This window comes from Cellulosimicrobium sp. MI9406 (assembly GCF_040595865.1).
GTDB lineage: Bacteria > Actinomycetota > Actinomycetes > Actinomycetales > Cellulomonadaceae > Cellulosimicrobium > Cellulosimicrobium funkei.
In genome coordinates this window covers 38341-62324 of sequence record NZ_JALIZI010000003.1, presented here as the reverse complement: position 1 = coordinate 62324, position 23984 = coordinate 38341, and the positions used below count along the sequence as shown (strand labels likewise).

Here is a 23984-nt window from a genome sequence, read left to right as displayed (position 1 = left end):
AGAGCCCCGGTGAGCCGAGGTAGAGGCGTGGTCACGACCACGCCTCTACCTCGCGGGACCGGGGCTCTACCTCGCGACACGACCTGCATCTCGACGAGGAGAGGACGACATGATTTCCATACACCGAGCACGCTCGGCGCTCGCCGCCGGGCTGGTGGGGGCGCTCGCCGTCTCCACGCTCGCCGCCGCGGTCGCCGCACCTGCGGCCGCAGACGTCGGCGGGCCCACCGACGACGGGCTCGTCGCGTGGTACCCGCTCGACGCCGCGAGCACGACCGGCGGCACGACGGCGAACCGCGCCGAGGGCTCGACGTTCGGCCCGGCCACGGTGGTGGGCGGCACGGCGACGGCCGACGGCACGACGCTCGACGGGACCGACGACTACGTCGACCTGCCCGACCACCTGCTCGCGGGCCTCACGGACGCCACCGTGAGCCTCGACGTGCTCGTGAGCCAGGACCAGGGCACGCCGTACTTCGTCTACGGGCTCGGCAACACGAGCGGGTCGAACGGCAACGGTTACCTGTTCACGACCGGCAACGCGTACCGCACGTCGATCGCGACCGGGAGCTGGACCACCGAGCAGACCGTCACCAAGGGCGCGAACCTCCAGCGCGGCGTCTGGAAGACGCTCACGTACACGCTCTCCGGCACGACGGCGACGCTCTACGAGGACGGCGTGCAGGTCAAGCAGGCCACGAACGTCACGACCGACCCCGGTCAGATCGGCGGCGGTCAGACGACCGCGAACTACGTCGGCCGCTCGCTCTACTCCGGCGACCGCTACCTCAAGGGCCAGGTGCGCGACTTCCGCCTCTACGACCGTGCGCTGAGCCCGGCCGAGGCGGCCGAGCTCGCGGCCCGGACCTCCACGGCCGCCGCGGACGCCGACCTCGCCGCGCTCGACCTCGGCGACACGAGCGCCGTCACCGCGGACCTCGTGCTGCCCACCACGGGCGCGCAGGGCTCGCTCGTCACGTGGACGTCGTCGGACGCGGGCGTCGTCGGCGCCACGGGGAAGGTCACCCGGCCCGCCGCGGGCGAGGACGACGCGACCGTGACGCTCACGGCCCTCGTCACGCGCGGCGCGGTCGCGCGCACCGCGCAGTTCGACGTCACCGTCCTCGCCCACCTCGCGCCCGCCGAGGCCGTGGCGTGGGACGCGAGCCACCTCGTCGTGCCGCACCTCGACGACGTGCGCGGCAACCTCACGCTGCCGGCCGAGGGGGCCAACGGCTCCGCCCTCACGTGGGAGAGCTCCGACCCCGCGACCGTCTCGGCCACGGGCGAGGTGACCCGGCCCGCCCACGGCGAGCCGGCCGCCGTCGTGCGGCTCACCGTCACGGCGACCAAGGACGGCGCGACCGCGACGCACACCTACGACGCGACGGTCCGCCCGCTGCCGGCCGCCGCCGACTACGAGGGCTACTTCTTCCCGTACTTCGAGGGGGAGAGCACCGCGGACGGCGAGTCGGTCTACTTCAGCGCGAGCAACGGGAACGACCCGCTCGACTGGGTCGAGCTCAACGACGGCGAGCCCGTGCTCACGTCGACGCTCGGCGAGAAGGGCCTGCGCGACCCGTTCATCATCCGCTCCCCCGAGGGCGACCGGTTCTTCCTCCTCGCGACCGACCTGCGCATCTACGGCGGCAACAACTTCGGCAACGCGCAGGAGCGCGGGTCGCGCGCGCTGATGATCTGGGAGTCGACCGACCTCGTGCACTGGTCCGACCAGCGCATGGTCACGGTGTCGAGCGCGTACGCGGGCAACACGTGGGCGCCCGAGGCGTTCTGGGACGCGCAGCGCGGCGAGTACATCGTCTACTGGGCCTCGGCGCTCTACCCGACGACGTCGACCGACGGCCGCCGCATCGCCGACTCCTACCAGCGCATGATGTACGCCACGACGCGCGACTTCGTGACGTTCTCCGAGCCGCAGGTGTGGATCGACGAGAAGCGCGGCAACGGGCTGGGGATGATCGACTCGTCGATCGTCGAGCACGAGGGCACCTACTACCGGTTCACCAAGGACGAGGCGTACATGATCCCGCGCCTCGAGAAGTCGACGGACCTGCGCTCGACCGACTGGGACCTCGTCGCCGAGAAGATCGGCTACGGCCAGCCCAACCCGTGGGGCGGCACCCTCACCGCGGGCGAGGGGCCGACCGTCTTCAAGTCGAACACCGAGGAGAAGTGGTACCTCTTCGTCGACCAGCCGAGCTACCACGGCGGCCAGGGCTACCTGCCGCTCGAGTCCACCGACCTCGACTCGGGCGTGTGGACGTCGGTCGACGCCCACCTGCCGAGCAGCCCGCGCCACGGCACCGTGCTGCCGATCACGGCCGCCGAGCACGCCGCGCTCCTCGCGGCGTACGGCGAGCAGCCTCCGGCGCCCGAGCTCGACCTCGCGGTCGAGGTCACGCCGCGCTGCCTCGCGGGCAAGGCGTACGTCGCGGTCCGCGCGACGAACGGGGAGGACGTCCCCGTCACGCTGACGCTCACGACGCCGTACGGCGAGAAGACGGTCGCCGACGTCGCGCCGGGCAAGAACGCGTACCAGTCGTTCGCCGCCCGCACGACGGCGGTCCCGGCGGGCACGGTCACGGTGACCGGCGTAGCGACCCTCGACGGGAAGGAGGTGACGACCACGCGCGAGGCGCAGGTCGACGCGCTCGACTGCGCCTGACACCCGCGAGGTCGCACCCCGCCGAGGGAGAGGCGAGGTACCGCGAGGGAGAGGCGTGGTCACGACCACGCCTCTCCCTCGACGGACCAGCGCTCTCCCTCGGCGACGTGGCGGCCGGGCGGAACCAGCACGAGCGTCGGACGCGGGGCTTCCCTCCTTGCCGCCGACGACGCTTCCACCACTCGACGACGAGTGAGAAGGAGCGACAGCTCATGCACGTGCACGACACCAGCTATTCGCGACGAGCCGTCCTGCGGCTCGGGGCGCTGGCCGCGGGGGCGACCGGCGCCGTCGCGCTCGCGGGCGGCGGCAGCGCGCTCGCCGCGCCGCCGGTCCCGGCGCTGACGGTCCCGAGCGGACCGCCCGTCAGCCGGGCCTTCCTGCGGTCCCTCGACCGCTCGGTCACCCTCGACGGCTGGGCCGCCGAGCCGTTCCCGATGTCCGACGTGACCCTCGCCCCGAGCGTCGCGACGCGCTCGCAGGACCAGATCCTGCACCTCGCGCGCGAGTACCCCGTGGACCGCGTCCTCGCGGTGTTCCGGCGCAACGCCGGGCTCGACACCCGGGGCGCGTCGGCGCCCGGCGGCTGGGAGGGCTTCGGCCACGCCAACGAGCAGCCGTGGGGCCCCGACGACTACCCGGGCCGGGCGAACACCCAGACCGCGAACCTCCTGCGCGGGCACTACGGCGGGCACTTCCTGTCCATGGTGGCGCTCGCGTACGCGAGCACGGGCGAGACGGTGTTCCGCGACAAGGTGGACCAGATCGTCGAGGGCCTCGGCGAGGTCCAGACGGCGCTCGCGGCCATGGGCCGGTTCAGCCACCCCGGGTTCCTCGCCGCCTACGGCGAGTGGCAGTTCAGCCAGCTCGAGAAGTACGCGCCGTACGGCGAGATCTGGGCGCCCTACTACACGTGCCACAAGATCATGGCCGGCCTGCTCGAGGCGTACCGCCTGGCGGGCAGCGACCAGGCGCTCGAGCTCGCGTCGTCCATGGCGGCGTGGGTGCACAGCCGGCTCTCCGTGCTGCCGCAGGCGCAGCTCGACCGGATGTGGGGCATCTACATCGCGGGCGAGTACGGCGGCATGAACGAGGTGCTGGCCGACATCGCGTCGATCACGGGCGACGACACGTACGTCGCCACGGCCAAGCTGTTCGACCTCAACACGCTCGTGGACGCGAGCGCTGCGGGCACGGACACGCTGAACGGCAAGCACGCGAACCAGCACATCCCGCAGTTCCCCGGCTACCTCAAGGTCTACGACCTCACGGGCGAGGAGCGGTACCGCCAGGCCGTCGAGGGCTTCTGGGGCATGGTCGTGCCCGGGCGCACCTACGCGCACGGCGGGCACGGCGAGGGCGAGCTGTTCGGCCCGCCGAGCACGGTCGCGGGCGACATCGGCGCGCGCAACGCCGAGACGTGCGGCACGTACAACATGCTCAAGCTCTCGCGGCTGCTGTACTTCCACTCGCTCGACCCGAAGTACATGGAGTACTACGAGCGGGGCCTGCTCAACCACATCGTCGGCTCGAAGAAGAACACGCAGTCCACGACGAGCCCCGACGTCACGTACATGTACGGGGTCAACCCGGGCACGCGCCGCGAGTACGGCAACACCGGCACGTGCTGCGGCGGCACGGGCCTCGAGAACCACGTGAAGTACCGCGACTCGGTCTACTTCCGGTCCGTCGACGGCGAGGTGCTGTACGTCAACCTCTACCTCGCCTCCACCCTGACGTGGGAGGAGAAGGGCTTCGAGGTCGTCCAGGAGACGCAGTACCCGAAGGTCGGCGCGACCCGGCTCACGGTGAACGGCTCCGGGCGGCTCGACCTGCGCCTGCGCGTACCCGGCTGGGTGCGCAAGGGCTTCACGGTGACGGTCAACGGGGTGGAGCAGGAGCTCGACGCCGTACCCGGGACGTACGTGAGCGTGTCGCGCTCGTGGTTGCCCGGCGACGTCGTCGAGGTGACGATGCCGCTGAGCATCCGCGCCGTGCCGACGATCGACAACCCCGCGATCCAGAGCATCGAGAACGGTCCGACGGTCCTGCTCGCGCGCAGCGCGTCGCGCGAGTACCTCAAGCTGTCGCTCTACGCCCACATGGGCCTGGACGGCACGCTCGAGGGCGCCTTCACGGACCTCGGGAACGGGTACTTCCGCCTCGGGGACCTCACGTTCGAGCCCGCATGGTCGGGCGACGACACGCAGTACCACATGTACGTCGAGCGCTCCGAGCCGCGCGTGGTCTTCGCCGGGCTCGACAGCGGCGTCACCAACGCCGCGCGGCCGAACGGGACGACGTTCCTCGACGTCGTGTGGGGCGACGGCGGCTTCGCCGACCGCGCCGCGTTCCTCCAGAAGGTCCAGCGCACGGTCGAGCAGTTCACCGCGGACGGCCTCCTGAGCCGCCGCGACGGTCAGAAGGTCCTGGTCACGGCAGGGAAGGCGAGGCTGGCATGAGCGCGCGCACCAGCTCATCACGGGTCGCGGGCTCGACCGTGCTCATCCCGCTCGGGGACCGGCCGGCGGCACCGCGTGCCCGACGGCGCGTGGTCGCCACCGCGACCGCGCTCGCCCTGGCCCTCACGGGCGCGGGGGTCGGGGCGTGGGCCGCGGTCGGCGGTCCGGGGACCGAGGGGCTGACCGCGGCGGCCGACGAGGCGCCGTCGAACGTCGCGCTGATCGGCACGCCCGAGGCGAGCTACACCGCGTCGTGGAACAGGGTCGAGGCCGTGAACGACGGCACGGGCGTGAGCACCGGGGGAGCGCACGACGCGACGTGGGCGACGTGGAGCGGGGATCGCCCCGCGACGCAGTGGCTCGAGTACTCCTGGCCCGCGCCGGTCACGGTGGACCGTTCCGTCGTCCGGTTCTGGTCGGACGGCACCGACGCGAACGGCGACAACGTGCGCGTCCCGGCGTCGTGGACGCTCCAGTACTGGGATGCCGACGCCGGCGCGTTCGTCGACGTCCCGAACCCGAGCGGCTACCCGACACAGCGTCTCGAGACCAACGAGACGACCTTCGACGCGGTGACGACGACGCGCCTGCGCGCGACGTTCGACGCGCTGCGGGGCACCACGGCGACGACGTACTCGGCCGTCGGGGTCTCCGAGTGGGAGGTCTGGGGCACGGGCGGCGTCGAGGAGCCCGAGCCGGTCGACCCGAACGGGCCGATCGACCACTCGCCCGTCCACATCCCCACGGACGTCGGCGTCCTGCCCGACCTCCCGGCCGAGATCGACGCGATCTTCACCGACGGTCGTGTCGAGACGGTCGCGGTCGACTGGGAGGACGTCACGGCCGAGGACGTCGCCGCGGCGGGGGCGTTCGAGGTCAGCGGGACGTCGGACGAGCTCGTCGAGCCGGTGAGCGGCACGGTGCACGTGCGCGACGGCGAGCCGGGGGACGTCATCACGGTGGACAACGTGAGCGTCGTGACGCTCGCGGGCACCGCCCCGGCGCTCCCGGCGACCGTCACGGCCGAGTACGAGGACGCGTCGAAGGACAGCCGCATCCCCGTGACGTGGGACGCCGTCGACCCCGCGGAGTACGCCGAGCCCGACCGGCTGTTCTTCGTCGACGGCGACGTCGAGGGGACGGACGTGCCGGCCGAGGCCGTCGTGTTCGTCGTCGCGCCCGACACCGGCGAGGACACGACCCCGCCCACCGTGACCGTGACCGCCGAGCCCGGCCCGGCGACGTCGGGCTGGTACGTCCAGCACCCGACCGTCACGGTCGTGGCCTCCGACAACCGGGACCCCGCCCCGGCGGTCGAGGTCTCGGTCGACGGCGGCGCGTGGGCACCGTACGACGGCCCGTTCGCGGTCGACGAGGACGGCGTGCGCACGGTCGAGGCGCGCGCGACGGACGCCGCCGGCAACGTCGGGACGGGCTCGCGCGAGCTCCGCGTCGACAGCGTCGCGCCCGTGACGGTCGCGACGCTGCGCGAGGTCGGCAGCAGCGTCGAGATCACGCTGGCCGCCACGGACGCGGGCTCGGGCGTGGACAAGGTGCAGTGGGAGGGTCCCGGCACGTTCTGGGGCACCTACACCGAGCCGTTCACGCGCGCGCTCACCGACGAGCCGCAGGTCATCGAGTTCGCCGCGACGGACGCCGCGGGCAACGAGGAAGTGCGGCAGCAGGTCGTGCTGCCCGCCCTCGGCGGCGAGCCCGAGCTCGACCTCGTGGTCGAGGCGACGCCCCGCTGCCTGGCGGGCAGGGTGTATGTGGCCGTCCGTGCGACGAACGGCGAGGACGTCCCGGTCGCGGTGACCCTCGCGACGTCGTACGGGGAGAAGGCGTTCGCGGACGTGGCGCCCGGCGCGAACGCGTACCAGTCGTTCGCGGTCCGGGCGACGTCCGCCCCCGCCGGGACGGCGTCCGCCACCGCGTCCGCCACGGTCGACGGCAAGGAGGTGACCGCCACCGTCGACGCGCCGTTCGACGCGCTCGACTGCGGCTGACCCGCACGCCCGGTCCCGGCAGGACGGGCGACCCACAGGCCCCCGGGCGGTGTGCCGGCACCGCCCGGGTCCGGCTCGGCCCCCGTCGCTCCGCGGAGCGGCGGGGGCCGAGCCGTGCCCGCCTTTGTCGACGGCGGTGGGACGCGTGGGTGAACAAACTGGACGGGTGTTCAGTTCGGGCGTCCAGGATGGCAGGATGTCCGTGAACTGGACGCCCGTCCAGTCGGGTCTGGGGGCGACCCAGCGGTGCCCGCCCCGGGCCGGACGAAGAGGTTCCCCGCGTGACGACGACCACCCGGCTGCTCGCCGCCCTCGTGCTCGCCGGCTCGCTCGTCGTGCCCGCGGGCACGGCCGGCGCGACGACGCCGACCACCATCCCTGCAGCGGCCGCCGCCCCGGCCGCCACCCCGGTCGCGGTCTCGGTCACGGACCCCGCCGACGGCGTGCGCGTCAGCGTCGAGATCACCGAGCGCGCGGTGCCGACGGCGCCGCGCGTGGCCGTCGTCGGCTCCGGGCCGTTCGTCGTCGGCGGCAGGCTCGAGCTGCGCGGGACCGGCCTCGCGCCGCACGCCGTCCACGAGGTCTGGCTCGAGAGCGATCCCGTGCTCCTGGGCACCGTGACGACGGACGCCGACGGGGCGTTCCTCTTCGTCGCGACGATCCCCGCGGGTACGACGCCGGGCGAGCACCACGTGCGGCTCGTCCCGACGGCGGGTGGCGCCGACGTGGTGTCCGAGCCGTTCCTCGTGCTCGCCGCCCCCGGCGAGCCGCACGAGCCGGGGACGACGCCGTCCGCGGGGCCCGGGGGAGCGGGCGGCTCGGGTGGTGCGGCGGCGGGCGGCGGGCCGGGCTCCTCGCGGCCGGGCCTGGCGACGACGGGCGCGGGTCTTGGCCTCGTCGCGGCGCTGGCCGGGGCGGCGGTCCTCGCCGGGGCGGCGCTGCGCCGTCGGGCAGGCAGGGGCGGCGCGGCCTGAGCCTGCGCACCACTCCGGGCGCACCCCGTCGGCGCGCCCCTCAGGCGCGCCCGCAGGGTCCGCTCTCCGGCTGCGGCTCCGCCTCGGCGCCAGCCCGCGCGGCCTCGACCGCACGCGCGTCGGCGTCGCGTGCGTCCGCAGCCGCCTCCGCGGCGTCCATCGCCCGGTCGTCGACGACGAGCATTCCCAGGAGCGTCGCGCCGGACACCGCCGCCATGACCACGAAGACCGTGCGCAACCCGAAGAGCTCACCGAGCAGGCCGCCCACCGCGGCGCCGAGGGGCAGCGTCCCCCAGGCGAGGAGCCGGTAGCACGAGTTGAGCCGGCCCAGCAGGGCGTCGGGCGTGATGCGCTGGCGCAGCGACAACGTCACGACGTTCCACACGGCGGTCCCGGCACCGCCGACGGCGGAGACGGCGCCGATCACCCACGCGTTCGTCGTCACCGCGGGGACGCCGACGAGGGCGACCGTGCCGAGGATCGTCAGCGCGAGGGAGCGCGCGCGCCCGATCGTCCCGACGACACGCTCGGCGACGAACGACCCCGCGAACGCCCCGACCGCCGTCGCGGTGAGGAGCACGCCGTACGCCGGCTCGGACAGGCCGAGGGGCGAGTCGGGGCCGACGGCGTAGAGCACGAAGACCGCGAACGCGGCGTTGCTCGCGAAGTTGATGCCGCCGACCATCATCGCGAGCGTGCGCAGGATGCGGTCGTGCCACAGGAACCGCAGGCCCTCGGCGACGTCCGCGCGCAGCGTCGTGCAGGTCGTGCGCGCGGTCCGGTACGTGCCCGGGAGCCCGAGCAGCAGCACCACGGCGAGCGCCCAGAGCGCCCCGGGGACGCCGAACGCGACGGCGGCGCCCGCGGCCACGAGCAGCCCGCCCAGGGGCGGCCCCACGAACTGGTTCGCGGTGAGCTCCGCCGCGTAGAGGCGCCCGTTGGCGCGGGGGAGCGCGGTGCGCGGCACGACCTGCGGGAGGATCGACTGCGCCGAGGTGTCGTACAGCGTCTCGGTGACGCCGACGGCGAAGGCGACGACGTACAGCACGGCGATGCTCCCGGCGTCGGGCACGAGCGCGACGGCCGCGAGCGCGACCACGAGGACCGCGCGCGCCACGTTGGCGCCGACCATCGCGAGCCGCCGGTCCAGACGGTCGGCGAGCGCGCCCGCGGGCAGCGCGAAGAGCAGCCACGGGAGCGTGAGGGCGAACGTCAGCCCCGCGACCAGCGCCGGCGACTCGGTGTACCGGACCGCGACGAGCGGGAGCGCGACCTTGAGCACCCCGTCGGCGAGGTTCGACACCGTGGACGCGGCCCACAGGCGCCGGAACGGCGCGCCGAGCGGTGCGGCGGCGGGGCGACGGCGCCCGGGTCGAGAGGCCATGTCGCCCAGCATGGCACAGTGATCGAGAAACCCCAATCGATCGAGCACTCTCGATCGGAGGTCCGTACGATGAGCCCATGACCCCCGAGCCCACCCCGGAGTCGACCCCGGAGTCGATCCCGGATCCCACCGCCGGGCCCGCCCCCGGGCCGCGCGCCCCCGACGTCCCGGGCCGTCGTCCGCCCACCGCCCTCGAGGCGAAGGCGCTCGCGCACCCGCTGCGCCAGCGCATCGTGCGGCAGTGCGGCACGCGCGAGATGACGAACAAGGAGCTCGCCGACCACCTCGGCGTCCCGCCGGGCACGGCGCTGCACCACGTCCGGCTCCTCGTGCGCGCCGGGCTGCTCGAGCCCGCGGAGGTCCGCACCGGGGCGGGCGGGGCGCTCGAGCGGCCCTACCGCGCCACGGGCGCGACGTGGTGGCTCGACGACCCGCTGCGCGACGCCGCGCCCGGCGCGCGGTTCGGCCCCGTCGCCGCGGCGCTCGACGACGCCCTCGCCGCCGGTCCGGACGCCGTCACCACCTCCGCGGCGTTCTACCTGCACCTCTCCGACGACGACGTCGCCGAGCTCGACCGCCGCATCCTCGCCGTCCTCGACGAGTACGTCGCGACCGACGCCGACCGCCACGACCGCCCCCTGCACCGAGGCCTCTTCGTCCTGCACCGCCCACCCTCCTGACGACCGGCCGGACGAGCCGGGCAGACCGAGCGGCGAGGATCCCGGCGATGCGTGCCCCCACGCGGCGCGACAGCCCTGTGCTCCCGTGGCACGACGGCGCCGGGCCGACCGCGCAGGAACACCGGACCCAGACCACGGGACGAAGGGCGACGGCCAGGACGAGCGGTGGGGTCGGACCGTGCGCGAAGGACGTCAAGGCGCACTCTTCAGACCTCCGCCCGGAGGACCAGGGCGACGGCCAGGACGAGCGGTGGGGTCGGACCGTGCGCGAAGGACGTCAAGGCGCACTCCTCAGACCTTCGCCCGGAGGACCAGGGCGACGGTGCGCCAGTCCGAGCGCACGGTCCGACCCCACCGCGGACCCGACCCGCGGGCTGTAAACCCGATCGGACCCGACCCGACCCTCACGGCCGAGCGGCGAACCGCTCCAGGAGGTCGGCGTGACCCGACACGATGAGCAGGTCGTTCGCGCTGATCCGGGTCTCGGGGGTCGCGTAGAGGAACTCCTCGCCGGGCGACTTCACGCCGATCACGGTGACGCCGTACCGCTCGCGCACCTTCGACTGCGCGAGCGTGAACCCCTGCACCTCGCGGGGCGGCCGCATCTTGACGATCGTGAACCCGTCCTCGACCTCGATGTAGTCGAGCAGCTTCCCGGAGACGAGGTGCGCGACGCGCGAGCCGGCGTCGGCCTCGGGGAACACGACGTGGTGCGCGCCGATGCGCTGGAGGATGCGCCCGTGCTCCGCCGAGATCGCCTTGGCCCAGATCTGGGGCGTGCCCATGTCGACGAGGTTGCCGGTGATGAGCACGCTCGCCTCGAGCGACGTGCCCACCCCCACGACCGCGACGGGGAAGTCGCGCGCGCCGAGCTGTTCGAGCGCGACCGGGTTGGAGGCGTCGGCCTCGACGAGCGGGAGCTGCCCGCTCCACTGGGCGACGAGGTCGGGGTCGCGCTCGACGGCGAGCACGTCCTGGCCGAGGCGGTCCAGGGTCGCGGCGATCGCCGTGCCGAACCGGCCGAGGCCGATGACGAGGACGCCCGCGTCCTTGCGCGGGGCCTTCGCCTCGTCCCGGCGCGCGCGCTCCGCGCGGCCGCGCTCGACGATGCGCTGGGCGACGGGGTCCGCGGACGCGCCGTCCTTCCCGTCGGCGGCGCGGGTGAACGGGTCGGTCACGGTGGGGCCTTTCGTCGGTCCGGTGGTGCGGTGTCTGCGGGTGTCGGGCGGTCTCGTGCGGCGGGGGTGTCCGGCCCGACGGCGGTCGCGCCGCCGGGCGGGGCTGCTCACCCGATGATGGGGCGCTCCTCGGGGTAGCGCACGATGCGGCGGCGGTCGCGCAGCGCGAGCGCGGCGGCGAACGTCATGGTGCCCGTGCGCCCGACGAACATGAGCGCGATGAGGACGTACTTCCCGGCGTCGGGCAGGTCGGGCGTGATGCCGGTCGACAGGCCGACGGTCGCGAACGCCGAGATGGTCTCGAAGAGGATGACGTCGAGCGTCTCGCCGGTGATCTCCAGCAGGAGCAGGCTCGACAGGAGCACCGCCGTCGCGCCGACGAACGACACCGCGACCGCGAGCCGGAGGGTGTCGCGCGGGATCCGCCGCCCGAACGCCTCCATGTCCCGGTCGCCGCGCGCCTCGGACACGATGGCGATGAGCATGACGGCGAGCGTCGTGACCTTGATGCCGCCCGCGGTCGACGCGGAGCCGCCGCCGACGAACATCAGCGCGTCGGTGATGAGCCAGCTCGCCTCGTGCATGCCGCCGGTGTCCACGGTCGAGAAGCCGCCGGAGCGCGGCATGACGCCCGCGAAGAGCGACGCGAGGAGCTTCTCGCCGAGGTCGAGCGGCCCGAGGGTCCGCTGGTTCCCCCACTCGACGGCCGCGAAGAGCACCGTGCCCACGACGACGAGCGCCGCGCTCGTCGTGAGGGTGAGCTTGGTGTGCAGGCTCCACTTGGAGGCGCGGCGGCGGTTGCGCATGACGTTGAGGATGACGGGGAAGCCGAGGGAGCCGATGAACACGCCGAGGATGATCGGCAGGCACAGCATCCAGTCGCCGACGTACGGGGCGAGGCCGTGCTCCGTCGGGATGAACCCCGCGTTGTTGAAGGCGGAGATGCCGTAGAAGATGCCGTGCCACGCGGCCTCGCCGAACGTCTCCTCCAGCACGACGAACCGCGGCAGCAGGAGCAGCGCGATGAGGAGCTCGAGCGACGTCGAGGTGATGATGACGACCCGCACGAGCGAGCCGACCTCGCCGAGCCGCGTCGTCTTCGTCTCCGACGCGGTGAGGAGCTTCTGCGTGAGGCCGATGCGCCGGGACACGGCCATGCCGAGGATCGACGCGAGCGTCATGACGCCGAGGCCGCCGATCTTGATGCCGAGCAGGATGACGACCTGCCCGTACCCCGACCAGTAGGTCCCCGTGGGGACCACGACGAGACCGGTGACGCACACGGCGGACGTGGCGGTGAAGAACGCGTCGACGAACGGCGCGGACCGGCCGCTCGCCGTCGCCCAGGGCGCCATGAGCAGGGCGGTGAAGACGGCGATGACGGCGGCGAACACGGTGACGGCGAGGCGGGCGGGGGACTGCCGGGCGAGGCGGTCGACGATCTCCCGCCCCCTGAACAGGCGCCCGGTCATGCTCGTCGGCATGGAGCCTCCCTCACCACTCGCGCCACTCTGCCACGGGCCCGGTGGCCCGTCATGTCGCCGCTCCGGCGCCGGGACATCATGCCCGCTCGCGGGCCCGGACGCCGCACCGGGGCTCGTGGAGACCCGGCGGAGGCCCGGACCGGCGGTCCCGCGCGGTCCGGCGCGCGGTCGGTGGGGCGGGGGCGCGCCGCTGGGCGTTACCGTGAGCCATGCCCACGACCGACCCGACGTCGTCGCCCGCCCCGACCGGGGCGGCTGCGGCGCCCGGAGCCTGCGTCGTGTGGAGCCCCGAGCTCCTCGGCTACGACTTCGGTCCCGGCCACCCGATGGCGCCGGCCCGGCTCGACCTGACGATGGGGCTCGTGCGCGCCCTCGGCCTGCTCGACGACGACGCGGACCTGCGGGTCGTGCGGCCCGAGCCCGCGCCCGACGACGTGCTCGAGCTCGTGCACGAGCCCGCGTACGTCGCGGCGGTGCGCGCGGCGTCGGAGCACGGCACGCCCGACCCGGCCCGCGGCCTCGGCACCGAGGACGACCCGGTCTTCCGCGGGATGCACGAGGCCGCCGCGCGGATCGTCGCGGGCTCGTACGAGGCGGCGGGCGAGATCGCGGCGGGCCGTACCCAGCACGCGGTGAACGTCGCGGGCGGCATGCACCACGCGAAGGCGGGCGCGGCGTCGGGCTTCTGCGTCTACAACGACGCGGCCGTCGCGATCCGGCGCCTGCTCGACGACGGCGTCGAGCGCGTCGCGTACGTCGACCTCGACGCCCACCACGGCGACGGCGTCGAGGAGGCGTTCTGGGACGACCCGCGTGTCCTCACCGTCTCCGTCCACCAGAGCGGCGCGACGCTCTTCCCCGGGACGGGCCACCCGACCGACCTCGGGGGCCCCGGCGCCGAGGGGACGGCGGTCAACGTCGCGCTCCCGCGCCGCACCGACGGCGCCCGCTGGCTGCGCGCGGTCGACGCCGTCGTGCCGCCCGTGCTGCGCGCGTTCCGCCCCGAGGTGCTCGTCACCCAGCACGGGTGCGACGCGCACGGCGAGGACCCGTTGTCCGACCTCGACGTGTCCGTCGACGCGCAGCGCACGGCCACGACCTGGATGCACGGGCTCGCGCACGAGCTGACCGACGGGCGGTGGCTCGCGCTCGGCGGGGGCGGGTACGCGATCGCGCGCGTCGTGCCGCTCGTGTGGTCGGCCGTCGTGGGGGAGGTCGTGCACCGGCCCGTCACCGCGGGCGTGCCCCTGCCCGCGGAGTGGCGCGAGCGCGTCGCGGAGGTCGCCGGGTTCGACGCACCGCTCGCGTTCGGGCCCGAGGTCGAGGTCCGGCGGTGGAGCAGCGGGTACGACCCGGACGACGACGTCGACCGCGCCGTCGCGGCCACGCGCCGGGCCGTCTTCCCGCTGCTGGGCCTCGACGCGCACTTCGACTGAGACGCCCCGCGACCGGTCGCGTACCGTGGCACGGGCGCGAGCGGGTAGGCTAGGGGGCGGATTTCTCTCGTGTTGGTCGGCTTGCGGCGCCCTCGTGGTCGCCGGGGCCCCGATCAACCGTGGACCACCCGCGGCCGGTCGACCGGTCGCCGACCGACACGCCGCTCGAGCATTGCGAGGACCGTATGGGCTCCGTCATCAAGAAGCGCCGCAAGCGCATGGCCAAGAAGAAGCACCGCAAGCTGCTTCGCAAGACGCGTCACCAGCGTCGCAACAAGAAGTGACGTCGCGCGCGTCCTGACGCGCCGACCCGTCGTCGAGCCCGGCCCCTCCCGAGGGACCGGGCTCGACGCGTTTCCGGGCGCGGCCCGGGCGGGGTCAGAGGCGGGCGATGCGCCGGTCGACGGCGCGGCGCACCGAGCGCAGGACGAGCGCGGCGGCCCAGGCGGCGCCGGCCCAGCTCGCGGTGCGGACGCTGCTGCGCGCGACGCGGCGCCGGCGCCCGCGGAACTCGCGGATGGGCCAGCCGACGTCCTGCGCGTGGCGGCGCAGGCGGGCGTCGGGGTTGATGGGGCACGGGTGCCCCACGGCCTCCATCATCGTGACGTCGTTGAGCGAGTCGCCGTACGCGTACGACGCCTCGAGGTCGATGTCCTCGCGCTCGGCGAGCGCCCGCACCCCGGCGGCCTTCGCGCGGCCGTGCATCATGTCGCCGACGAGCCGTCCCGTGTAGAAGCCGTCCTCGTGCTCGGCGACGGTGCCGAGCGCGCCCGTCGTCCCGAGCCGGCGCGCGATGAGCTCGCCGATCTCGACGGGGGTCGCGGAGACGAGCCACACCTGGTGCCCGGCCGCCAGGTGCTCGTCGAGGAGGCGACGCGTGCCGGGGTAGATGCGCAGCGACAGGACGGTGTCGTAGACCTCCTCGCCGATCGCGGTGACCTCGGCGACGGAGCGCCCGGCGATGAGCGCGAGCGCGCGCGACCGGATGCGGTCGATCTGCTGCTTGTTCTCGCCGAACACGAGGTACCGGGCCTGGTGCACGGCGAAGCGCACGATGTCGAGCGTCGAGAAGAACTCGCGCTGGTACAGGGCACGCGCGAGGTGGAACGACGAGGCGCCGCGGATGATCGTGTTGTCGACGTCGAAGAACGCGGCGGTGCGGTGCGGCGGCCCGGGAGCGCGCGCGGGCGCCTCCTCGGGGAGCGTCGGCCGGGAGGTCGGGTCGGGGCCCGGGCCGGGAGACGTCGCCATGCCTCCACTCTAGGCGGTCGGGCTGCCGGGGCCTCGTACCCTGGGAGGCGTGAGCACCTCCGACGCCCCCGCCCCCGTCCTGCTGTTCGGCCGCGCGGGCTGTCACCTGTGCGACGACGCGCGGACGGTCGTCGAGGCCGTGTGCGCCGACGCGGGCGTCGCGTGGGCGGAGGTCGACCTGGACGCGCCGGGCACGGACCCGGCGCTGCGCGAGCAGTACGGCGAGTACGTGCCGGTCGTCACGGTCGGCGGGGTGCAGCAGGGGTTCTGGCGCGTGGACGCGCGCCGGCTGGCGCGTGCGGTGGCCCGGATTTCGGCGCCGCGCGCGGACCTGGGATGATTCCTCCCGTGGAGCGTGACCGTCGACGAGGACGGTCCCTGGACGACGGAGTGACGGTGGCTGAGCAGGTAGTCGGTGAGGTGACGGCGCCGGGGATCCCGAGCGCGACGGTGGCGCGGCTCCCGTCCTACCTGCGCGCGCTGCGGGACCTCGTGGCGCGGGGCGTCGGGACGACGTCGTCGGTCGAGCTCGCGGAGCTGTCCGGCGTGGGCCCGGCGCAGCTGCGCAAGGACCTGTCGTTCCTCGGGTCGTTCGGCACGCGCGGCGTGGGCTACGACGTCGACTCGCTGGCGCAGTACATCACCGAGGCCCTGGGCCTCGTCGACGAGCACCGCATCGCGATCGTCGGGATCGGCAACCTGGGGCACGCGCTCGCGAACTACTCGGGCTACGAGCAGCGCGGCTTCCACGTGGCGGCGCTCCTCGACGCGTCGCCGGACGTCGTCGGGACGCGGGCCGCGGGGCTCGTCGTCGAGCACGTCGACGCGCTCGAGGAGGTCGTGGAGCGCGAGAAGGTGTCGATCGTCGTCCTCGCGACGCCTGCGGCGCACGCCCAGGCGGTCGCGGACCGCGTGGTCGCGGCGGGGGTGCGCGAGATCCTCAACTTCGCGCCGCGCGCGCTCCAGGTCCCGGCGGACGTCGACGTGCGCGGCGTCGACGTCGGCAGCGAGCTGCAGATCCTCGCGTTCCACTCGCAGGCCCGCGCCCTCGCGGCGTCGCAGGAGCGCTGAGCGGCCCCGGCGCCCGGACCCGGGGACGACGAAGGGCCGCGTGCCGGTGCACGCGGCCCCTCGGGGCGGCACCCCTGCCGGAGGGCGCCGGTCTCGCCCGGGACGTGCCCGGGACGACGGTCAGGCCTGCTTGATGGCCGAGACGTCGAGCGCGATCTTGATCTTGTCGCCGACGAGCACGCCGCCGGTCTCGAGCGCGGCGTTCCAGGTGAGGCCGAACTCCTTGCGCGAGATCTCGGTGGTCGCCTCGAAGCCGGCGCGCGGGTTGCCGAACGGGTCGGTCGCGGTGCCCGCGAACTCCGTCTCGAGCTCGACCGGCTTGGTGACGCCGTTGATCGTCAGGTCGCCGGCCACGACGTAGTCGTCGCCGTCGCCCGTGATGCGCGTCGACGTGAACGTCCACGTCGGCTTGTTCTCCGCGTCCCAGAAGTCGGCGCTGCGCAGGTGGTTGTCGCGGTTCTCGTCGCCCGTGCTCACGGACGCGGCGTCGAGCTGGGCGGTCACGGACGTCGACTCGAGGTCGTCGCCGACGGTGATCGTGCCGTCGGTGATCGCGAGGGTGCCGCGGACCTTCGAGATCCCGGCGTGGCGGACGGTGAACGACGCCTGCGAGTGCGACGCGTCGAGGGCGTAGGTACCGGCGGTGAGGCCGGCGGGCAGCGACGAGGCCATGGGTGCTCCTGCGGGTGGTCGGGGTCCTGGCGGACCAAGTGGTTGAACGTTCAACTTCGGAACGAGCGTATCAACAGCACCCCTCGGTCCGTCTATTCCCGTGGGGTGGAACAATGTTCCGACGCCCCCACGCCCCCAGCCCCTCCCGCACCGCCGAGGACCCATGACCCGCAACGACGTCGACACCCCGACGGCGAGCACCGTCCGCACCCCCGCAGTCCCCGCCGTCGAGCCGCGCTGGCTCGACGCGGAGCAGCAGCGCCTGTGGCGCGCGTACCTCGACGGGACCGTGCGCTTCATCGAGGCGCTCGGCCGGGACCACGAGGAACGGTCCGAGGTCTCGCTCAACGAGTACGAGCTGCTCGTGCGCCTCTCCGAGAGCCCCGACCACACGCTGCGCATGTCGGCGCTCGCGGACGGGCTCGCCCGCTCGCGCAGCCGCGTGACGCACACCGTCGCGCGCATGGAGGCGCGCGGCCTGGTCCGGCGCTCCGCGAGCTCGGGCGACCGCCGCGGCGTGAACTGCGCGATGACGAGCGAGGGCTACCGCGTGCTCGTCGCGTCGGCGCCCGCCCACGTGGCGGCCGTGCGCCGGTACCTGGTCGACGTGCTCACGCCGGAGCAGTTCCGGGCGCTGGGCGAGGCGATGGCGGCCGTCGCGGAGGCGTGCAAGGCCGACCGGGACGCCTGACCGCCTCTCCCGGCCCGTCGCGCCGACCCGCGGTGGCGTGCGCTCGCCCCGAGTGCGGGACACTGGTGGGCATGGTCTCCACCATCGTCCACCTCCTGCGCCACGGCGAGGTCCACAACCCCGACGGCGTCCTCTACGGCCGGATCCCCGGCTACCACCTCTCCGAGCGCGGCCACGAGATGGCCCGCCGCGTCGCCGCGCACCTCGCGGGCGAGCCCGGGCCCGACGGCACGTCGCGCCCCCGCGCCGACCTCACGGTCGTCGTGGCCTCGCCGCTGCAGCGCGCGCAGGAGACCGCGACGCCTGCCGCCGAGGCGTTCGGGCTCGAGCTGGGCACGGACGAGCGGCTCATCGAGGCCGCGAACCACTTCGAGGGCAAGACCTTCGGCGTCGGGGACGGCTCGCTGCGGCACCCGCAGCACTGGCCCTACCTGTGGAACCCGTTCCGCCCCTCGTGGGGCGAGCCGTACGTGGAGCAGGTCGCGCGCATGCGGGCCGCCGTCGCCGACGCGCGGGACAAGGCGGCCGGGCACGAGGCGCTGCTCGTCAGCCACCAGCTCCCGGTGTGGCTCACGCGCCTGAGCTTCGAGAACCGCCGGCTCTGGCACGACCCGCGCAAGCGCGAGTGCTCGCTCGCGTCGCTCACGTCGCTGCACTTCGAGGACGACCGCCTGGTCGGCCTGCACTACACCGAGCCGGTCGCGGACCTCCTCCCGGGCGCGGCGACCGTCTCCGGGGCGTGACGTCGGTCATGTCCAGCGCTGTCGCTACGGCCGTCGCGCCCGAACTGCACGGTTCGGGCGTGGCGGAGGTCACGTCTCTCAGGTCCCGTTCAGGAAGCGCGGGCAGGGTGCGTCCCGTGATGCCGTCGTGACCGCCGACTCGCGCGCGCGTGCCGCGCGCCCCCTCTCCGTCGAGGCGCGGGCCGCTGCCCTGCCCTCGCGTCGGCGACCCGTGCGCCGCGCGCTGGCGGGCGCCGTCGTGCTCGCCGCGACCCTCGGTCTCGCGGCGTGCGCCCAGGACTCCGGCGCCACGACCGACGTCGTGGGCCAGGGCTTCGTCTCGGGCGACGGGTCGGTCCGCACGTGGGACGCCGACGAGCGCGGCGACGTCGTCGCGCTCACGGGCACGGACTACGAGGGCGAGCAGGTCGACACGAGCGCGTGGCTGGGGGACGTCGTCGTGCTCAACACCTGGTACGCGGCGTGCGCACCCTGCCGGGCCGAGGCGCCCGACCTCGTGGCGCTCGCCAACGACCGCGCCGACGACGGCGTGCAGGTGCTGGGGATCAACACGACCGACGAGGCGGGCGCCGCTCAGGCGTTCCAGCGTCGGTTCGACGTCCCCTACCCGTCGATCGACGACCGGTCCGGCGAGGTCGTCGCGGCGCTCTCGGGCACCGTCCCGCTCCAGGCCGTGCCGTCCACCGTCGTGCTCGACCGCGAGGGCCGCGTCGCGGCGCGCGTCATCGGGCTCGTCGAGGGGTCGACGCTCACCGCCCTGGTCGACGACGTCCTCGCCGAGAGCTGACCGTGCCCGTCCTCACGCCCCTCGCCGCCGCGGTCCCCGCGGGCGCCGCGTCGAGCATCGGCGACACCTTCGCGACGACCGTGTGGAGCGGCTCGATGCTGCTCGCGGTGCCCGTCGCGGTCATCGCGGGCCTCGTCTCGTTCGCGTCGCCGTGCGTGCTGCCGCTCGTGCCGGGGTACGTCGGCTACGTCTCGGGCATGGCCGCCGCCACCACCGGCGACGGGGGCAAGGCGTCCGGGGGCACGACGACGGCCACCCGGGTCGCGGCACCGAGCCGGGGCCGCGTGCTCGCGGGGGTCGGGCTGTTCGTCGCCGGGTTCACGCTCGTGTTCGTGGCGCTCATGTTCGCGGCGGGCGCGATCGGCGTGCACCTGGTCCGCTGGGAGGACGTCATCACGCGCGTGCTCGGCGTGGTCGTCATCCTCATGGGCTTCGCGTTCCTCGGCGCGCTGCCCTTCCTCCAGCGCGAGCGGCGCCTGCACGTGAGCCCGCAGGCCGGGCTGTGGGGGGCGCCGCTGCTCGGCATCGTGTTCGGGCTCGGCTGGACCCCGTGCCTCGGCCCGACGCTCGTCGCCGTCCAGGCGCTGTCGCTCAGCGAGGCGTCGGCGGGGCGCGGCGCGATCCTCGGCGTCGCGTACTGCCTCGGGCTGGGCGTGCCCTTCCTCCTCATCGCGCTGGGGCTGCAGAGCTCGCAGCGCATGCTCGGGTTCCTGCGCCGGCACCGTCTCGCGATCATGCGGATCGGCGGCGGGCTGCTGGTGCTCATCGGTCTGGCGCTGGTCACGGGCCTGTGGACGACGTGGACGACGTCGCTGCAGGGCTGGATCGGCGGATACGTGACGGTGGTGTGAGATGAGCCGGCGGACCGGGGAGCCCGGGAACAGCGAGCAGGCCGAGCAGGTCGAGAAGGCCGAGAAGGCCGGCACGACCGTGCGGACGGGCTACCGCCCCGAGGGCATCGACGACGCGTTCTCCGCGGGCGACGGCCCGGGGGAGCGGACGCCGTCGGGCGGGAAGGGCGGCGCGGGGGGCGACGGCGGCCCGGCGCTCCCGTCGCTCGGGTGGCGCGGTGCGCTGCGCTGGACGTGGCGCCAGCTCACGAGCATGCGCGTCGCGCTCATGCTCCTCATGCTGCTCGCGGTCGCGGCGGTGCCCGGGTCGGTCCTGCCGCAGCGCCCGCAGGACCCGGCGGCGGTGCTGCGCTACCTCCAGGAGAACCCCACGACGGGGGAGTGGCTCGACCGGCTCGGCTTCTTCGACGTCTACGCGTCGGTGTGGTTCTCGGCGATCTACATCCTGCTGTTCGTGTCGCTCGTCGGGTGCATCCTGCCGCGCACCAAGGCGCACCTCCAGGCGCTGCGCTCCCGCCCGCCCCGCACGCCCCGCCGCTTCGACCGGTTCCCCGCGCAGGGCCGCGCTGTCACGGACGCGACGCCCGACGAGGTCGTCGAGGCGGCGAGCACGCACCTGCGCGGCCGTCTGTCCTGGCTCCCGACCTTCCGCGTCGACACCGGCGCCGAGGACGCGACGCCCGCCCGCGGGCGCGCCGCCGCCCGGCCCGCCGCGCGGACGGTGTCCGCGGAGCGCGGGTACCTGCGCGAGACCGGGAACCTGCTGTTCCACCTGTCCCTCGTCGGGCTGCTCGTCGCGGTCGCGACCGGCCAGCTCCTGCACTACCGCGGCCAGGCCATCGTCACCGAGGGCCGCGGCTTCGCGAACGCGGTCGTCGACTACGACACGTTCGAGAACGGCGCCTGGTTCCGCCCGTCGTCGCTCGTCCCGTTCTCCATGACGCTCGACGCGTTCGAGTCGGAGTTCGCGGCCGACGCCGCCGCGTTCGCCCAGTCGCGCGACTTCACGGCGTTCGTCACGGTGCGCGACCCCGACGGCGCCCGCCACGAGGAGACCATCAAGGTCAACCACCCGCTCACCGCGGGCGGCGCGAAGATCTACCTCCAGGGCAACGGGTTCGCGCCCGAGGTGACGGTGCGCGACGCCGACGGCGAGACCGCGTTCTCGGGCCGCGTGCCGTTCCTGCCGGAGGACACGATGTACACGTCGCGCGGCGTCATCAAGGTGCCCGACGTGTCGGACGGCCTCGACCAGATCGGCCTCGTCGGGTACTTCCTGCCGACGGCCGAGATCAGCGAGGACGGCGAGACGGCGGCCTCGATCTACCCGCAGCCCATCAACCCGCTCCTCGTGCTCGAGGTGTACCGGGGCGACCTGGGCCTCGACGAGGGCCTGCCCCAGAACGTCTACCGCCTCGACACCGACGACCTCACGCCGTCGGTCGACGAAGACGGCGAGCGGGTGAAGATCCTCGTCGCGCCCGGCGAGACCGTCGACCTCCCCGACGGGCTCGGCACCATCACGTTCGACTCCCTGCCGCGCTACGTGGCCCTCGACCTGCGGCACGACCCGTCGCTCACGTGGGTGCTCGTCTTCTCGCTCGGCGCCCTGCTGGGCCTCGCCGTCTCCCTGTTCACGCCCCGCCGCCGCGTCTGGGTGCGCGCGTGGCGCGAGGAGGTGCCCGGCACGGGCGACGACGACGCCCCGCGCGAGCGGACCGTCGTCGCCGTCGCGGGGCTCGCCCGGGGCGACGACGCCGGGCTGCAGGGCGAGGTCGACTCGCTTCTCGCCGCGCTCCCGGGCGTGGCACCATCGGACGAGGGCGACCTCACCTCGTCGCCGGGGCGTGCCCCGGCGGACGGCACCCGCCCCACCGGGCGTCCCGCACAGGACCCGACCTCGCGCGACCGCGCACGAAAGGCTGACCGATGACCCTCGCCGAGCTGAGCCAGGACCTCGTCTGGGCCGCAGCGACCGCGCTGACCGTCGCGCTCGTCGCGTTCGCGATCGACCTCGCGCGCCTCGCGGGCCGCGCGGACCTCGAACGGGCCGACGCCCGGGCCGGCGCGCGCGAGCGCTCCGGGGACCGCGCCGAGGTGCTCACCGCTGCGGGCGCCTCGTCGGCCTCTCCGTACGGGCCCGGCACGACGGACGCCGCCGACGCGGACCCGTCGGACGCCGCGCCGCCGTCGCGCAAGGCCGCGAACATCGGCGTCTCGCTGACGTGGCTCGGTACCGCGCTGCTGCTCGTCGCGATCGTCACGCGCGGGGTCGCGGCCGGGCGCACCCCCTGGGCCAACATGTACGAGTTCACGCTCGTGGGCACGTTCGTCGCGCTCGCGGCGTTCCTCGCCGTCTCCCTCAAGCGCGACGTGCGCTTCCTGGGCTCGTTCGTCACGGGGCTGTCGGTCCTGTTCCTCGTGCTCGCCCAGAACGCGTTCTTCGTCGTCGCGACGGGCGTGCAGCCGGCGCTCCAGTCCTACTGGCTCGTCATCCACGTCGGGGTCGCGATCATCGCGACGGGCATCTTCACCGTCGCGTTCGTCACCTCGGTGCTCCAGCTCCTGCGCGACTCGCGCGACTCGGGCAACGCGTTCCTCGGGGCCCGCGGGTGGCGCTGGCTCGACTCGACGCCGGGCGCTCTCCAGCTCGAGGCCCTGAGCTTCCGGCTCAACGCGGTGGCGTTCGTGCTGTGGACGTTCACGATCATCGGCGGGGCGATCTGGGCCGAGCACGCGTGGGGCCGCTACTGGGGCTGGGACCCCAAGGAGGTCTGGAGCTTCGTCGTCTGGATCGTCTACGCGGCGTACCTGCACGCGCGCACGACCCGCGGGTGGTCCGGCCGCCGCGCGGCGTACTTCGTGATCGTCGGCTACGCGTGCGTGCTCTTCAACTTCACCGGCGTCAACCTGCTGTTCAACGGCAAGCACTCGTACTCGGGCCTCAACCCGGGCGACTGACCGACCGCTGCGCAGCACGACGGCGCAGCACGACGAAGGGGGCCGCCGTCCGATCCGGACGGTGGCCCCCTTCGTCATGCCGCGGGCTGGGTGGGGCGAGACTCGTGGTGCTGCGGGCTGGGCGGTGCGAGCGTCGTGGTGTCGCGGACGGCGGTGCGAGCCTCGTCGTCGCGGGAGCCTCGGGTCGCGCCAGGCGCCTCAGCGCGTCGCGTCGTCGCCGTCCTCCGAGGGGTTGCTCGCGCCGGGGCGGCGCGCGTCGCCGTCGTCGGTGCGCTCGTCCCCGGGCGTCGCGTCCGTGGCCGGAGCGTCGTCGGCGGGCGCCGGGGAGTCGTCGCGCGCCTGGCGGCGCTGCTGCTGCTCGAGCCGCCAGAGGAACTCGGGGTCGTCGTCGGGCGCGACGGGCGCGTTGCGCCGACGCCGCGCGCCCCCGGCGGCCGAGCCGGGGCCGGGGCGGCCGGCGGGGCGGGAGCGCGCGCCGGACCGCGACGCCGAGCGCTTGACGAGGATCCACGCGATGGGACCGAGGAACGGCAGGAGGATGATGAGCACGACCCACAGCCCCTTGGGGATGCCGCCGCGCTCGTCCTCGTCGCTCGAGGCGAGGTCGACGAGCGCGTAGACGGCGAGACCGACGGCGAGCAGCGGGAGCAGGACGCGGAGCATGGCT

Annotated in this window: 21 protein-coding genes; 15 read left to right on the top strand and 6 right to left on the bottom strand. The window is 74.3% G+C overall.

Annotation, left to right across the window (positions count from 1 at the left end; genetic code table 11):
- Positions 1–109: 109 nt before the first annotated feature.
- The 4 genes from MT994_RS05955 (at position 110) to MT994_RS05940 (ending at position 8128) form a co-directional block, all read left to right on the top strand.
- Positions 110–2686 carry an immunoglobulin-like domain-containing protein gene (locus tag MT994_RS05955; RefSeq protein ID WP_354805521.1) on the top strand — a complete coding sequence of 859 codons (2577 nt, stop codon included), beginning with the start codon at positions 110–112 and terminating at the stop codon, positions 2684–2686.
- 212 nt (positions 2687–2898) lie between these two features.
- Positions 2899–5148: a beta-L-arabinofuranosidase domain-containing protein gene (locus MT994_RS05950; protein WP_354805519.1), complete on the top strand. Its 2250-nt coding sequence runs from the start codon at positions 2899–2901 to the stop codon at positions 5146–5148.
- On the top strand, positions 5145–7154 hold the full coding sequence (locus MT994_RS05945) for an Ig-like domain-containing protein (protein ID WP_354805518.1): 2010 nt from the start codon (positions 5145–5147) through the stop codon (positions 7152–7154). The genes MT994_RS05950 and MT994_RS05945 overlap by 4 nt, the downstream gene beginning before the upstream one ends.
- A 281-nt stretch (positions 7155–7435) precedes the next feature.
- Positions 7436–8128: a hypothetical protein gene (locus tag MT994_RS05940; RefSeq protein WP_354805516.1), complete on the top strand. Its 693-nt coding sequence runs from the start codon at positions 7436–7438 to the stop codon at positions 8126–8128.
- 40 nt (positions 8129–8168) lie between these two features.
- Here the strand turns inward: MT994_RS05940 and MT994_RS05935 are convergent, their stop codons facing one another.
- Positions 8169–9512 carry an MFS transporter gene (locus MT994_RS05935; protein WP_354805514.1) on the bottom strand — a complete coding sequence of 448 codons (1344 nt, stop codon included), beginning with the start codon at positions 9510–9512 and terminating at the stop codon, positions 8169–8171.
- Positions 9513–9589: 77 nt separating this feature from the next.
- Here MT994_RS05935 and MT994_RS05930 point away from each other — a divergent pair, with 77 nt between their 5' ends.
- Positions 9590–10192, top strand: a complete 603-nt coding sequence (locus MT994_RS05930) for a helix-turn-helix domain-containing protein (protein ID WP_354805513.1) — start codon at positions 9590–9592, stop codon at positions 10190–10192.
- Positions 10193–10596: 404 nt separating this feature from the next.
- Here MT994_RS05930 and MT994_RS05925 read toward each other — a convergent pair whose 3' ends face one another.
- Positions 10597–11301, bottom strand: a complete 705-nt coding sequence (locus tag MT994_RS05925) for a TrkA family potassium uptake protein (protein WP_061269154.1) — start codon at positions 11299–11301, stop codon at positions 10597–10599.
- Between the two features lie 176 nt (positions 11302–11477).
- A complete protein-coding gene (locus MT994_RS05920) occupies positions 11478–12854 on the bottom strand; it encodes a potassium transporter TrkG (protein ID WP_021483424.1) in 1377 nt (458 codons plus the stop codon).
- Positions 12855–13063: 209 nt separating this feature from the next.
- On the opposite strand from MT994_RS05920, the gene MT994_RS05915 reads away from it, so the two are divergent.
- A complete protein-coding gene (locus MT994_RS05915) occupies positions 13064–14290 on the top strand; it encodes an acetoin utilization protein AcuC (protein WP_354805512.1) in 1227 nt (408 codons plus the stop codon).
- 185 nt (positions 14291–14475) lie between these two features.
- Positions 14476–14574, top strand: coding sequence for an AURKAIP1/COX24 domain-containing protein (locus tag MT994_RS05910; protein WP_003792170.1), 99 nt, complete (start codon positions 14476–14478; stop codon positions 14572–14574).
- 94 nt (positions 14575–14668) lie between these two features.
- On the opposite strand, the gene MT994_RS05905 is transcribed toward MT994_RS05910, so the two are convergent.
- On the bottom strand, positions 14669–15541 hold the full coding sequence (locus MT994_RS05905) for an HAD-IB family hydrolase (RefSeq protein ID WP_076403236.1): 873 nt from the start codon (positions 15539–15541) through the stop codon (positions 14669–14671).
- Between the two features lie 49 nt (positions 15542–15590).
- Between MT994_RS05905 and MT994_RS05900 the strand changes: the two genes are divergently transcribed.
- On the top strand, positions 15591–15881 hold the full coding sequence (locus tag MT994_RS05900; protein ID WP_228485241.1) for a glutaredoxin family protein: 291 nt from the start codon (positions 15591–15593) through the stop codon (positions 15879–15881).
- A gap of 56 nt (positions 15882–15937) precedes the next feature.
- On the top strand, positions 15938–16612 hold the full coding sequence (locus MT994_RS05895) for a redox-sensing transcriptional repressor Rex (protein ID WP_021482510.1): 675 nt from the start codon (positions 15938–15940) through the stop codon (positions 16610–16612).
- A 120-nt stretch (positions 16613–16732) separates the two neighbouring features.
- Here the strand turns inward: MT994_RS05895 and MT994_RS05890 are convergent, their stop codons facing one another.
- Positions 16733–17284, bottom strand: coding sequence for a YceI family protein (locus tag MT994_RS05890; RefSeq protein WP_009862579.1), 552 nt, complete (start codon positions 17282–17284; stop codon positions 16733–16735).
- Between the two features lie 163 nt (positions 17285–17447).
- Between MT994_RS05890 and MT994_RS05885 the strand changes: the two genes are divergently transcribed.
- The 6 genes from MT994_RS05885 (at position 17448) to ccsB (ending at position 23317) form a co-directional block, all read left to right on the top strand.
- Positions 17448–17975, top strand: coding sequence for a MarR family transcriptional regulator (locus tag MT994_RS05885; RefSeq protein WP_171467534.1), 528 nt, complete (start codon positions 17448–17450; stop codon positions 17973–17975).
- A gap of 71 nt (positions 17976–18046) precedes the next feature.
- A complete protein-coding gene (locus tag MT994_RS05880) occupies positions 18047–18718 on the top strand; it encodes a histidine phosphatase family protein (RefSeq protein WP_043655743.1) in 672 nt (223 codons plus the stop codon).
- 211 nt (positions 18719–18929) lie between these two features.
- On the top strand, positions 18930–19505 hold the full coding sequence (locus tag MT994_RS05875) for a TlpA disulfide reductase family protein (RefSeq protein WP_194522899.1): 576 nt from the start codon (positions 18930–18932) through the stop codon (positions 19503–19505).
- A gap of 95 nt (positions 19506–19600) precedes the next feature.
- Complete coding sequence (locus MT994_RS05870; RefSeq protein WP_163188887.1) at positions 19601–20356, top strand: cytochrome c biogenesis protein CcdA; 756 nt, start codon at positions 19601–19603, stop codon at positions 20354–20356.
- 1 nt (position 20357) lies between these two features.
- Positions 20358–22289, top strand: coding sequence for a cytochrome c biogenesis protein ResB (locus MT994_RS05865; protein ID WP_354805511.1), 1932 nt, complete (start codon positions 20358–20360; stop codon positions 22287–22289).
- On the top strand, positions 22286–23317 hold the full coding sequence (gene ccsB / locus MT994_RS05860) for a c-type cytochrome biogenesis protein CcsB (RefSeq protein ID WP_194522129.1): 1032 nt from the start codon (positions 22286–22288) through the stop codon (positions 23315–23317). Before MT994_RS05865 ends, ccsB begins: the two co-directional genes overlap by 4 nt.
- Positions 23318–23515: 198 nt before the next feature.
- On the opposite strand, the gene MT994_RS05855 is transcribed toward ccsB, so the two are convergent.
- The gene (locus MT994_RS05855) at positions 23516–23980 is read right to left on the bottom strand and encodes a PLD nuclease N-terminal domain-containing protein (RefSeq protein WP_144721722.1); all 465 of its coding nucleotides are present in this window, start codon (positions 23978–23980) and stop codon (positions 23516–23518) included.
- Positions 23981–23984 lie beyond the last annotated feature (4 nt).

Coding starts and splice junctions, on each gene's coding strand:
- MT994_RS05955 (WP_354805521.1), top strand. CDS start 110: ATGATTTCCATACACCGAGCACGCTCGGCGCTCGCCGCCGGGCTGGTG.
- MT994_RS05950 (WP_354805519.1), top strand. CDS start 2,899: ATGCACGTGCACGACACCAGCTATTCGCGACGAGCCGTCCTGCGGCTC.
- MT994_RS05945 (WP_354805518.1), top strand. CDS start 5,145: ATGAGCGCGCGCACCAGCTCATCACGGGTCGCGGGCTCGACCGTGCTC.
- MT994_RS05935 (WP_354805514.1), bottom strand. CDS start 9,512: ATGGCCTCTCGACCCGGGCGCCGTCGCCCCGCCGCCGCACCGCTCGGC.
- MT994_RS05930 (WP_354805513.1), top strand. CDS start 9,590: ATGACCCCCGAGCCCACCCCGGAGTCGACCCCGGAGTCGATCCCGGAT.
- MT994_RS05920 (WP_021483424.1), bottom strand. CDS start 12,854: ATGCCGACGAGCATGACCGGGCGCCTGTTCAGGGGGCGGGAGATCGTC.
- MT994_RS05915 (WP_354805512.1), top strand. CDS start 13,064: ATGCCCACGACCGACCCGACGTCGTCGCCCGCCCCGACCGGGGCGGCT.
- MT994_RS05910 (WP_003792170.1), top strand. CDS start 14,476: ATGGGCTCCGTCATCAAGAAGCGCCGCAAGCGCATGGCCAAGAAGAAG.
- MT994_RS05905 (WP_076403236.1), bottom strand. CDS start 15,541: ATGGCGACGTCTCCCGGCCCGGGCCCCGACCCGACCTCCCGGCCGACG.
- MT994_RS05890 (WP_009862579.1), bottom strand. CDS start 17,284: ATGGCCTCGTCGCTGCCCGCCGGCCTCACCGCCGGTACCTACGCCCTC.
- MT994_RS05885 (WP_171467534.1), top strand. CDS start 17,448: ATGACCCGCAACGACGTCGACACCCCGACGGCGAGCACCGTCCGCACC.
- MT994_RS05880 (WP_043655743.1), top strand. CDS start 18,047: ATGGTCTCCACCATCGTCCACCTCCTGCGCCACGGCGAGGTCCACAAC.
- MT994_RS05870 (WP_163188887.1), top strand. CDS start 19,601: ATGCTGCTCGCGGTGCCCGTCGCGGTCATCGCGGGCCTCGTCTCGTTC.
- MT994_RS05865 (WP_354805511.1), top strand. CDS start 20,358: ATGAGCCGGCGGACCGGGGAGCCCGGGAACAGCGAGCAGGCCGAGCAG.
- ccsB (WP_194522129.1), top strand. CDS start 22,286: ATGACCCTCGCCGAGCTGAGCCAGGACCTCGTCTGGGCCGCAGCGACC.
- MT994_RS05855 (WP_144721722.1), bottom strand. CDS start 23,980: ATGCTCCGCGTCCTGCTCCCGCTGCTCGCCGTCGGTCTCGCCGTCTAC.